Below are 11,049 nucleotides of genomic sequence, written 5' to 3'. Positions count from 1 at the left end.
TCGCGTGAGGGACGAACGCGGCACCTGCCCGCAGCGGTGGCGAAGCCCAGCGCGACCGAAGAAACGGCGGCTGAGCTGAGCCGTAGCGGAGGGTAGAGGTCGCGTGAGGGACGAACGCGGCACCTGCCCGCAGCGGTGGCGAAGCCCAGCGCGACCGAAGAAACGGCGGCTGAGCTGAGCCGTAGCGGAGGGTAGGGGTCGCGTGAGGGACGAACGCGGCACCTGCCCGCAGCGGTGGCGAAGCTCAGCGCGACCGAGAAAACGGCGGCTGAGCTCATTGGATCAAGAGCGACCCCAGGCGCCGCAAGGGATCCGGATGGATCCCTTGCGGCGTACTGACACCGGATCTAACCCGGTCGCGGCCGACCTGTGACCAAATTTCCCCCAGGATGTGACCTATCTCCTGGGGGATCGGTGTTTATGCAGGTCAAGGCTGGTACAGATGCGGCGTGTGTGACGAAAGCCCTGTCCATTTCGTGACGTAATGCACTGCACGCCATTCCCAGGTCGGGACACTCTGATGTAGGAAGTCGGGGGATCGAATCACCTCAGGAGTTAGTCAGTGAGCGCCATGTCTCTTGCCCTGCTGCTGACCACGGCCGCTGCCACGGCCGTGGGCGCTGCTGCGCTGCACGCCGTCCATGGTCTGCGCAAGCAGGTCGCCGCCCTGCGCACTGAGCTGTCGGTGCCGGTCCACCCCCGCGGTGCGACCGTCCCGCACGCCCGCAGCGCCGTGGAGTCCCCCGCCGCGGAGATACGAGCCGCCGTGGCGGAAGCCCTCGCCGAGGAGCGCGAGCGCGAGCTCGCCGAAGCGCGGGCCTTCTGGGCCGCGCAGGAGGCCCGTGACGCCGCCGACGCCCCCTCGCTGCTGGGCGGTCTGTCCGGGCTCGGCGAGGACAGCCCGGTCTTCCTGCCCCGGCAGGCCGACCTGGTGGGGCTGGAGCCCGTGCTCGGCGAGGAGATCCTCGACGAGCTCCCCGGGTATCCCGAGGATTCGGCCGAGCTGGCCGCCGCGCGCCGGCGCCACCCCTCGCACCCCGACTTCGTACCGGTCCAGGCCTCGCACCCCGGCGCCGACCACGAGCGCACCGTGAACCGCCTGGAGGAGCTCGCGGAGGCCCGTACGGCCCTCGCGGACGTCCGCCCGGGCCCGCTCGGCACGCTCGACGTGTACGTCTTCACCGACGGCACGACGCTGTGCATGACCCCGGGACACCGGGAGACCGCGGAGCGCCTTGCCGAGGCCCTGCGCTCGGGCACCGCGCCGGTCCTGCTCGGCGGCTCGGGCATCTCCGGCGCCTATGCGCTGACCTTCTCCTGCGGTGACGCCGAGGACCCCGACAGCAACGTCTACATCCTCGCGGACCGCGTCATCGCATCGCTCTGATCTCCGCCTGCTCCACCAGCCGCACGGCCTCGTCCAGCTCCTCTGACGGGGCCGTCGTGCTGTCCGGGGCCGGGTCTGCGGCGCGCAGTGCTTCGGCGAGGTCCAGCCCGGTCACCGCCACCTGATCGCCGACCGCGAAGAGGCCGGCGTCCGGCACCTCCTTCGGCTCCTGCCCGGGCGTCTCGATCCGCTGGGCCCGTACGGAGAGTTCGCGGGCCAGGTCCAGTGCCGCGGCGGCGGCGCCCTGCTGCAGGCGACTCTGCGGCGCGGCCCGCAGCCGGTCGGCGAAACGTTCCACGACGGCGGTCAGGGGCGAAGTATCAAGCACCCGGCCGACCTTACGCGCCGCCCGGGCACCATTGCCAACGGGCGAACTCTCCGGCACGGTGGCGTGAAGAGAACAGCACGGCAAACCTTCCGGAGGCGCCCATGTCCGTAGAGTTCTCCGAGCAGACACACCGCAACATGATCGACAGAATCCCCCAGACCACCGGTCGTGAAGTGTCCGACTGGCTCCGCACCGTGGACGACGGCCCCTCACTCGTCCGGTTCGAGGAGAAGGTCAGCTGGCTCCGCGGCGCGCACGAGCTGTCGTACGGCCAGGCCAAGGCGATCATCCACGAGTACGACCTGCGCAGAGCCGCACGCCGGTTCGGCTGAGCCCCCTCCCCCGATACCCCGACCGTCCCCGCACCCTGGATGCGGGAAGGCCCCGCGAGCGGTGCTCGCGGGGCCTTCCCCGTGCGGGTGCGCAGACCGGTGACCGGCCTGCGGGTCCTGCTAGTCGTCGCCCGAGAGGATCGAGAAGATGCGCAGCATCTCGACGTAGATCCACACCAGGGTCATGGTGAGGGCGAAGGCCGCCAGCCAGGCCTCCTCGCGCGGGGCACCGTAGGCGATGCCGTCCTCGACCTGCTTGAAGTCGAGGGCGAGGAAGCAAGCGCCGAGGATGACGCCGATGGCGCCGAACAGCAGGCCGAGGCCGCCGCTGCGGAAGCCGAGGCCGTCACCGCCGCCGACGATCGCGACCAGCGAGTTCACGAGCATGAGCAGGATGAAGCCCAGCGCCGCCGCCATCACGAAGCCGTAGAAGCGGCGGGTGACGCGGATCCAGCGCATCTTGTACGCGAAGAGCACGGCGGCGAAGACGCACATCGTGCCCATCACGGCCTGCATGACCACGCCGGGACCGAGGTACGTGCTGACGGCCGCGCTGATCACGCCGAGGAAGACGCCCTCGAAGGCCGCGTAGGCCAGGATCAGGCCCGGGGAGGGCTTGCTCTTGAAGGACTGGACGATCACCAGGACGAAGGCGATGAGGGCCGCGCCGATGGCGATGCCGTACGACACTCCGAGGTTGTCCGGGTCGACCGGTAGCGCGATCCAGGCGAGGGTCGCCGTCGCGATGAGCGTGCCGAGCGTCATGGCCGTACGGCTCACGACGTCGTCCATGGTCATCACGTTGGCGCGGGCCGGGGCCTGCGGCATGCCGGTGGTCGGGTCGGCCGCATACGGGTTCGTCGCGTACGGGTTGGTCCCGGCCTGCTGTGCCTGCGCGTCAAAGCCCGCGTAGCCACCGTTGTCGCGGCTGAACCCCCGTCGCGAGAAGACCGGGTTACTGCTCCTCATCTCACTCCTCCGTGGCCACCGAGCGCGGCCTTGCATCAAGAGTAATGCGCTCGCAAAAGAAGCACCCTACTGCTGGAGGAGGATCTTAAGAGAGGCCACGACGGAGCGCAGTAAATAAAAGAGGAATCCGCACGTCCGCTCACCGGCCGGACCGGCCGGGTGCAGACGATCCGGGTCGGATCACGCGGTCGCCGTCGCCACGGAAGACTTCGGGGTCCCGTGCGGGGAGACGAGCGCCACCCACGTGTTCCGCCGCGTTCCCGATCCCGGAATCGGCCGCGCCCCCACGGGGTCGGTCATGCGGGCCGGACACCGTTCCATTGATGGTGCCCGGAGCCGGACTTGAACCGGCACGGCCCGAAGGCCAGCGAGGTTTAAGCTCGCCGTGTCTGCATTCCACCATCCGGGCAAGGCGTGGCGGCCCCCGTAAAAAAGCCTTGAACGCTGAACCGAGCCTATCCGGATCGCTCCCCCCACCAACCTGCGAACTTTCCGATGTTGTCTGATTTTATTGGCGCTTGAGGGTTCGTCAGGGCCCAGAAACCGCGGTCGGCCCGCTCTGGCCGTCGGTCATGACCTGTGTGGGAATGACGGGATTTCGATGGCCCACGCCACCCCCCTGCGCCACCCTCCCCGCCACCCCGGGTGATCGCCCTCGAGTCAGGTCCCCGTCATACCAGAGGAGGACACGCGCCCGCCCGCCGTCAGACTCCAGTGGGCCGAAGAACAGGCACGGCGGCTGATCCGGGGCGGGGGTACTCGCGGCGAGGATGGAAGCGTCCCGCACAGCAGACCGAGGAGCCGTCCCGTGACCACCATGAACTACGCCCCGCACACCGCCCAGGCCGTGGCCGCCCGCGCCACCGACCTCTCCAAGGTGTACGGCCAGGGCGAGACCCAGGTGGTCGCCCTCAACAAGGTCTCGGTGGACTTCGCGCAGGGGCAGTTCACCGCGATCATGGGCCCCTCGGGCTCCGGCAAGTCCACGCTGATGCACTGCGTCGCCGGACTCGACACCTTCTCCTCGGGCTCCGTCCGCATCGGCGACACCGAACTGGGCAGCCTCAAGGACAAGCAGCTCACCCAGCTCCGCCGGGACAAGATCGGCTTCATCTTCCAGGCCTTCAACCTGCTGCCGACCCTGACGGCCCTGGAGAACATCACGCTCCCCATGGACATCGCCGGCCGCAAGCCCGACCAGCAGTGGCTGAACTCCGTGATCGACATGGTCGGCCTCTCGGGCCGCCTCTCCCACCGCCCCACCCAGCTCTCCGGCGGCCAGCAGCAGCGCGTGGCCGTGGCCCGCGCCCTGGCCTCCCGCCCCGAGATCATCTTCGGCGACGAGCCCACCGGAAACCTCGACTCCCGCTCCGGCGCCGAAGTCCTCGGCTTCCTGCGCAACTCGGTGCGCGAGCTCGGCCAGACCGTCGTGATGGTCACCCACGACCCGGTCGCCGCCTCCTACGCGGACCGCGTCATCTTCCTCGCCGACGGCAAGATCGTCGCCGAGATGTTCGACCCCACCGCCGACGGCGTGCTGGACCGCATGAAGGCCTTCGACGCCAAGGGCCGCACCAGCTGACCCGGGATCTCCTCCCCGGCCCTCTTCCAGACTTCCAGCCCCAGGACTGAGATCCCCCATGTTCCGTACCGCCCTGCGCAACGTCCTCGCGCACAAGGCCCGACTGCTGATGACGGTGCTCGCCGTCACCCTCGGCGTCGCCTTCGTCTCCGGCACCCTCGTCTTCACCGACACCCTCAGCAAGGCCATGTCCAACCAGTCCGCGAAGTCCTACGAGGGCGTCGCGGTCTCGATCACCGACGGCGGCGCCAGCCGCGGCGAAGACGGCGGCAAGGAGGGCGACCCCGGCATCAGCCAGCAGACCCTCGACAAGGTCAGGGCGCTCCAGGGCGTCGACTCCGCCTCCGGCCGGGTGACCGGATTCGCCGGCGTCGGCGACGAGAACGGCAAGCTGATCGGCTCCGGTTGGTCCAACGCCGGCTCCAACTTCGCCCCCGCCAAGGACGGCAAGGACCCGCGCTACACCTTCACCGACGGCTCCGGCCCGGCCAAGGCCGACCAGGTCGCCCTCGACAAGGACAGCGCGGCCAAGGGCAAGTACCGGGTCGGCGACAAGATCCGTGTCGCCACCAACGGCCCGGTCCAGGAGTTCACCCTCTCCGGCGTCTTCACCACCGAGGACGGCGCGGTCAACGCGGGCGGCAGCCTGGTCCTCTTCGACACCGCGGTCGCCCAGGAGCTCTACCTCCAGCCCGGCTTCTACAGCGAGGTCTCCGTCGCCGCCAAGGCCGGCACCGGCGCCGACCAGCTGCTGACCCAGATCAAGCCGCTGCTGGGCGAGAACTCCCACGCGCAGACCGGCGCGGCCCTCGCCGCCGAGCAGGCCAAGTTCATCGAGCAGGCCATGTCCGGCATGAGCCAGGGCCTGCTGATCTTCGCCGGGGTCTCCCTCTTCGTCGGCATCTTCCTGATCTACAACACCTTCACGATGCTGGTCGCCCAGCGCACCAAGGAACTGGCCCTGCTCCGCGCCGTCGGCGCCAACCGCGGCCAGGTCAAGCGCTCGGTCCTCGCCGAGGCCGCCGTGGTCGGCTTCATCTCCTCGGTCATCGGTCTGGCCGCCGGCATCGGCCTGGCGGTCGCGATGCGCTCTGCGATGGGGCTCCTCGACGCCAAGATCCCCGCCGGCGACCTGATCATCGCGCCGACGACGGTCGTGACGGCCCTGGTCATCGGCGTCGTCATCACCATGCTCGCCGCCTGGCTGCCGGCCCGCCGCACCACCAAGATCGCCCCGGTCGCCGCCATGGGCAGCGCCCACCTCCCGGCGACCATGAAGTCCCTGGTGCTGCGCAACTCCATCGGCAGCGTGCTCGCCCTCATCGGCATCGGGGTGGTCCTGCTCGGCGTGAGCCAGAAGAGCGACGGTCGCACGACCATCGCCGCCGGCGCGTTCTTCCTGGTCATCGGCCTGTTCGTGCTGCTGCCGATGCTGTCCCGCCCGGTGATCGCCGCGGTCCGCCCGCTGCTGGAGAAGGTCTTCGGCGTCGCCGGCAAGCTGGCCGCGCAGAACGCGCTCCGCAACCCGCGCCGCACCGCGGTCACCGCAGCCTCCCTGACCATCGGCCTGACCCTGGTCACCGCCATGTCGGTGATCGGCATCACCGTCGGCCAGGCCGTCGACAAGACCACCACGCAGAACATCAAGGCCGACTACCGGGTCACGATGGCCGGCGAGGGCATGAACCTCGACAAGTCCGTCCTCCCCGCCCTGGAGAAGGGCAAGGGCGTCGTCGCGGTCTCCCCGAGGACCCGTGAGATCGTCAAGCTCGGCGACACCGGCCAGCTGGTCAACGGCGTCAACCCGGCCGGTCTCTCCCAGCTGCTGAACGTCCACACCACCAGCGGCGACCTCGCCGCCCTGGGCGAGGGCAAGCTGATGGTCTCCGCCGAGGAGGCGAAGAAGAAGGGGCTGAAGGTCGGCTCCACCCTCGACGCCCAGTACGACGACGGCCAGAAGGGCAAGCTCCAGGTCGGCGCGATCTTCGACGGCAAGGGCCAGCTGGACGACTACGTCCTCGACAACAAGATCCTGGCCTCGCACAACGAGACCCAGTACCTGCCCGAGGTCCTCGTCAAGACCGACGGCGGCGCCTCCGCGGCGAACCAGCAGGTCGTCGTCGACGCCCTCGGCAAGAACCCGGCCATCAAGGTCGCCGACAAGGCCGGCATCCGCAACGAGATGGCCGGCCAGGTGAACACCGCCCTGAACATCATGTACGGCCTGCTCGGCATGGCCCTGATCATCGCGGTGCTCGGCGTGATCAACACCCTCGCGATGTCGGTATACGAGCGCCAGCAGGAGATCGGCATGCTGCGCGCCGTCGGCCTGGACCGCGGCAGGGTCAAGAACATGATCCGGCTGGAGGCCGTGGTGATCTCGCTCTTCGGCGCGGTCCTCGGCATCGGCGTCGGCGTCTTCCTCGCCTGGGCCGGCGGCAAGACCATCGCCGGCTCCGTCCCGGGCTACGAACTGGTCATCCCCTTCGACCGGATCGGGATCTTCTTCGTACTCGCCGGACTGGTCGGTGTGCTGGCCGCCATGTGGCCGGCCCGCAGCGCCGCCCGCCTGAACATGCTCACCGCCATCAAGACGGAGTAGCAACGGCAGGGACAGCGGAAGGGCCCCGGGGCGTGTCGCCCCGGGGCCCTTCCCGCTTCCGCGCCCGTGCCCGCACCCGTGCAGTGGCCCTGCTAGACCGTTTCTGCGTCCCAGGTGCGCAGCCGCAGCGGCAACCGGGCGTCCCCGGCGGCCGTGGGCCGCACCGCCAGCACCTGGTTGACGCCCAGTCGGCCCCGCTCGAAGCCGAGCGCGCAGGCCGCCATGTAGAGCTGCCAGACCCGGGCCCGCCCGGGCGAGGTCAGTCGGACCGCCTCCGCCCAGTGCTCCTCCAGTCGGGCCACCCAGGCCCGCAGGGTCAGCCCGTAGTGCTCGCGCAGCGCCTCCACGTCGCGGACCTCGAAGCCGGCCCGCTCCAGCTCGCCGACGGTGGTGCCGAGCGGGGAGAGCTCGCCGTCGGGGAAGACGTAGGCATCGATGAACTCGTCGATCCGGTAAGCCTCCTCGTCCGGCTCCGGCGGACGGGCGATCTGGTGGTTCAGCAGCCGCCCGCCGGGGCGCAGCAGGGCGTGCAGGGTGCGGGCGTACTCCCGGTAGCGGTCGGCCCCGACGTGTTCGGCCATCCCGATGGAGGAAATGGCCTCGTACGGCCCGTCCTTGACGTCCCGGTAGTCCTGGATCCGGATGTCCACCAGGTCGGTCAGTCCCCCGTCCGCGACCCGCTTGCGGGCGTACGCGGCCTGCTCGCGGGAGAGCGTGACGCCGGTGACCCGGACCCCGTACTCCCGGGCCGCGTGCAACGCCATGGAGCCCCAGCCGCAGCCGACGTCGAGCAGCCGCTCCCCGGGGCGCAGGGCGAGCTTGCGGCAGACCAGGTCGAGCTTGTCGCGCTGGGCCCGTTCCAGGGTGGAGCCGGGGCTCCAGTAGGCGCAGGAGTACACCATCGAGGGGCCCAGCACCCGTTCGTAGAAGTCGTTTCCGACGTCGTAGTGGTGGCTGACGGCCCGGCGGTCCCGGCCCTTGCTGTGGCGTGGCCCGCCCCGTCTGGCCGCCTCCTCGGCGGGCGGCGCGGGCGGCGGCAGCGGTCCGGCGAGGGCGATGAGTTCGCGCGCGGCGGCGCGGTGGGCGGCGTCGCGCCACCTCGCCCCCGGCAGGTCGCGCAGCGCGGGGAGCCCGGCGCGGCGGGCGATGCTCCCGAAGGCCGCGCCCGGGCCGGGCCCGGGCTGGGCCGTGGAGACGGCGGGGTGGACGGGCGGCAGGTCCGGCTCGCGTTCCCACAGCAGGCCCGCCACCCGGTCCAGTAGATCGAACAGATTGCCTTCGACCGTCAGTTCGCCGGCCACCCAGGCCCGGGCCAGCCCCAGCTCGCCGGGCCTCCACAGCATCCGGCGCACGGCGCGGCGGTCGTGGATGACGAGCACGGGGCCGTCGGGCGGGCCCGCCTCGCTGCCGTCCCAGGCCCGCACGCGTACCGGTAGCGGGGCACCCAGCAGGGTCTCGGCAACAACGGCGAGCCGCGGCGCGGCGTCGGTCATGGCGCACCTCCACAAAAGCTCCGACCCCTCCGTCTACCCGTCCCGGGCTCCGGGTACGCCGAAGGGGCCGCCCGCACCACGGATGGCGGGCGGCCCCTTCGGGGTCGTACAGGTCGTGCAGGTCGTGCAGGTCGTGCAGGTGGAGCGGACGGAGCAGGTGAGCCGGGTGGGGCTCAGGCCCCGCCGGTCACACCGGTCAGGCCTTGGCCTTCGCTGCCGGGGCAGCGGCGGCGGCCGGGGCCGGCGCCGGCTTGGCGGCCTCGTAGAACTCCTCGCGGGGGGTCTCCAGCGCGCCGAGGGAAACGACCTCGCGCTTGAGGAACATCGCGAGGGTCCAGTCGGCGAAGACGCGGATCTTGCGGTTCCAGGTCGGCATGGCCATGCCGTGGTAGCCACGGTGCATGTACCAGGCCAGCCGGCCCTTGAGCTTGATCTTCGTCTTGCCCATGACGATCATCGCGACGCCCTTGTGGAGGCCGAGACCCGCCACCGCGCCCTTGTTGGAGTGCGAGTACGGGTGCTGCGGGAAGCCCCGCATGCCCGAGATCACGTTGTCGCCGAGGACCTTGGCCTGGCGCAGCGCGTGCTGGGCGTTCGGCGGGCACCAGGCGTTCTCGACGCCGGCCTTGCGGGCGGCGACGTCCGGGACCTGGGCGTTGTCGCCGGCGGCCCAGATGTAGTCGGTGCCCGTGACCTGGAGGGTCGGCTGGGCGTCCACGTGGCCGCGGGGGCCGAGCGGCAGGCCGTAGCGGGCCAGCGCCGGGTTCGGCTTGACGCCGGCGGTCCACACGATGGTGTTGGAGTCGACCTCGAGGCCGTTCTTCAGCACCACGTGGCCGTCCACGCAGGAGTCCATGGAGGTGCTGAGGTAGATCTCGATGCCGCGGGACTCCAGGTGCTCCTTGCCCCAGGCGCCGAGCTTGGGCCCGACCTCGGGAAGGATCTTGTCGGCCGCGTCGACCAGGATGAAGCGCATGTCCTCGCGCTTGATCGTGGAGTAGTACTTCGCGGCGTCCCGGGCCATGTCCTCGACCTCACCGATGGTCTCCGCACCGGCGAAGCCGCCGCCGATGAAGACGAAGGTGAGGGCCTTGCGGCGGACGTTCTCGTCCGTCGTGGACTCGGCCTTGTCGAGCTGCTCGAGGACGTGGTTGCGCAGGCCGATGCCCTCTTCGACGCCCTTCATGCCGATGCCCTGTTCGGCGAGGCCGGGGATCGGGAAGGTGCGGGAGACGGCGCCGAGCGCGATCACCAGGTAGTCGAAGGGCAGCTCGTACGCCTCGCCGACGAGCGGCGTGACGACGGCGACCTTGCGGTCCTGGTCGATGCTGGTGACCCGGCCGGTGAGGACCTCTGCCTTGGGCAGCACGCGTCGCAGCGGGACGACGACGTGCCGAGGCGAGATGCTGCCTGCGGCCACTTCAGGGAGGAAGGGCTGGTAGGTCATGTACGAGCGCGGGTCGACGACCGTGACGGTCGCCTCGCCGTAGCGCATCTTCTTCATGATGCGCTTGGCTGCGTACAGGCCTACGTACCCACCTCCTACAACGAGGATCCTGGGACGCTCCGTGGTGCTCATGGAACGAGTATCCAGCACCCAAAGGGGTGTCGCTCGTGAGCCCCTTCACAAGGGCTGAGAGACCCTCTGCTACACTCCGCCGCCCACGTGACGGAGGTCATGGCGCGCGACGGGAACCAGAAGGCGCCCGGAGTCGTTGTTCACCCGTCCTGAACTGGCCTCCAAGGCCAAAAGAGGACTGGACCACAGGGGTTCGTCCATACCTCCGACGCGGATCCCGTCACCCCCGTGGATCGCACGAACACACGCGAAAAAGGGCCTGAGGGCCTCCGGAAGACCCCGAAGGGCCCTTCCTTCGAGCCAACAGACCCCTTTTCCTTGTGAAGAACTTCACGAACTTGGTGTGGATCACGGGCCCAAGAGCCCTTCACAACCTACTTCGAAGGTCGTTCAGGCGATGGACCAAGCGATTCCATCGAGCATCTCCCTCCGAACCCACATCGATTCGGCACCGGACAGGCATGTGTACGCGCCCGCGCGTACGCTGGCGGCATGAGTGAGAACGCCGTGACCGTGCGTGAAGCCCGGGCCCACCTCGCGGACCACATCAACCGGGCGGAGCAGGGCACTCCGACCGTCATCACCCGTAACGGCGCCCCGGTGGCCGCCCTGGTTCCCCTCGCGGACTTCAACGCGCTCGAAGAGGCGGCCGAGGAACTCCTCGCACGCGAGGCGGAGGCCGTGCTGGCAGAAGGTGGACCGACCGTGACCATGGCCGAGTTGCTGGCCGACCTGTTCAGTGAGCGGGCAGACGGAGCGGCGTGAAGTGGTCGGCGA

At 70.0% G+C, this 11,049-nt stretch carries 9 protein-coding genes and 1 tRNA gene; 5 read left to right on the top strand and 5 right to left on the bottom strand.

The window, feature by feature from the left end; translation table 11 throughout:
• Positions 1-571: 571 nt before the first annotated feature.
• A complete protein-coding gene (locus tag ACIQK6_RS35680; RefSeq protein ID WP_329107882.1) occupies positions 572-1,387 on the top strand; it encodes a hypothetical protein in 816 nt (271 codons plus the stop codon).
• Here ACIQK6_RS35680 and ACIQK6_RS35675 read toward each other — a convergent pair.
• The gene (locus ACIQK6_RS35675; protein WP_329101348.1) at positions 1,371-1,715 is read right to left on the bottom strand and encodes a hypothetical protein; all 345 of its coding nucleotides are present in this window, start codon (positions 1,713-1,715) and stop codon (positions 1,371-1,373) included. The genes ACIQK6_RS35680 and ACIQK6_RS35675 overlap by 17 nt on opposite strands.
• A 101-nt stretch (positions 1,716-1,816) precedes the next feature.
• Between ACIQK6_RS35675 and ACIQK6_RS35670 the strand changes: the two genes are divergently transcribed.
• Positions 1,817-2,047, top strand: coding sequence for a DUF4287 domain-containing protein (locus ACIQK6_RS35670; RefSeq protein ID WP_030010339.1), 231 nt, complete (start codon positions 1,817-1,819; stop codon positions 2,045-2,047).
• 120 nt (positions 2,048-2,167) lie between these two features.
• On the opposite strand, the gene ACIQK6_RS35665 is transcribed toward ACIQK6_RS35670, so the two are convergent.
• Positions 2,168-3,016, bottom strand: a complete 849-nt coding sequence (locus ACIQK6_RS35665; RefSeq protein ID WP_329101346.1) for a Bax inhibitor-1/YccA family protein — start codon at positions 3,014-3,016, stop codon at positions 2,168-2,170.
• A gap of 324 nt (positions 3,017-3,340) precedes the next feature.
• Positions 3,341-3,425, bottom strand: a tRNA-Leu gene (locus ACIQK6_RS35660).
• 408 nt (positions 3,426-3,833) lie between these two features.
• Between ACIQK6_RS35660 and ACIQK6_RS35655 the strand changes: the two genes are divergently transcribed.
• Positions 3,834-4,598: an ABC transporter ATP-binding protein gene (locus tag ACIQK6_RS35655; protein ID WP_329107880.1), complete on the top strand. Its 765-nt coding sequence runs from the start codon at positions 3,834-3,836 to the stop codon at positions 4,596-4,598.
• A 58-nt stretch (positions 4,599-4,656) separates the two neighbouring features.
• Positions 4,657-7,200 carry an ABC transporter permease gene (locus ACIQK6_RS35650; protein ID WP_329101344.1) on the top strand — a complete coding sequence of 848 codons (2,544 nt, stop codon included), beginning with the start codon at positions 4,657-4,659 and terminating at the stop codon, positions 7,198-7,200.
• A 92-nt stretch (positions 7,201-7,292) separates the two neighbouring features.
• Here ACIQK6_RS35650 and ACIQK6_RS35645 read toward each other — a convergent pair whose 3' ends face one another.
• Positions 7,293-8,693, bottom strand: coding sequence for a cyclopropane-fatty-acyl-phospholipid synthase family protein (locus ACIQK6_RS35645; RefSeq protein WP_329101342.1), 1,401 nt, complete (start codon positions 8,691-8,693; stop codon positions 7,293-7,295).
• Positions 8,694-8,889: 196 nt separating this feature from the next.
• A complete protein-coding gene (locus ACIQK6_RS35640; RefSeq protein ID WP_328790171.1) occupies positions 8,890-10,272 on the bottom strand; it encodes an NAD(P)/FAD-dependent oxidoreductase in 1,383 nt (460 codons plus the stop codon).
• A 492-nt stretch (positions 10,273-10,764) separates the two neighbouring features.
• On the opposite strand from ACIQK6_RS35640, the gene ACIQK6_RS35635 reads away from it, so the two are divergent.
• Positions 10,765-11,037, top strand: a complete 273-nt coding sequence (locus ACIQK6_RS35635; protein WP_329101339.1) for a type II toxin-antitoxin system Phd/YefM family antitoxin — start codon at positions 10,765-10,767, stop codon at positions 11,035-11,037.
• Positions 11,038-11,049 lie beyond the last annotated feature (12 nt).

The organism is Streptomyces sp. NPDC091682, assembly GCF_044756625.1.
In the GTDB taxonomy this organism is placed as follows: Bacteria; Actinomycetota; Actinomycetes; order Streptomycetales; family Streptomycetaceae; genus Streptomyces.
This window is presented reverse-complemented; position numbering and strand designations above follow the sequence as displayed.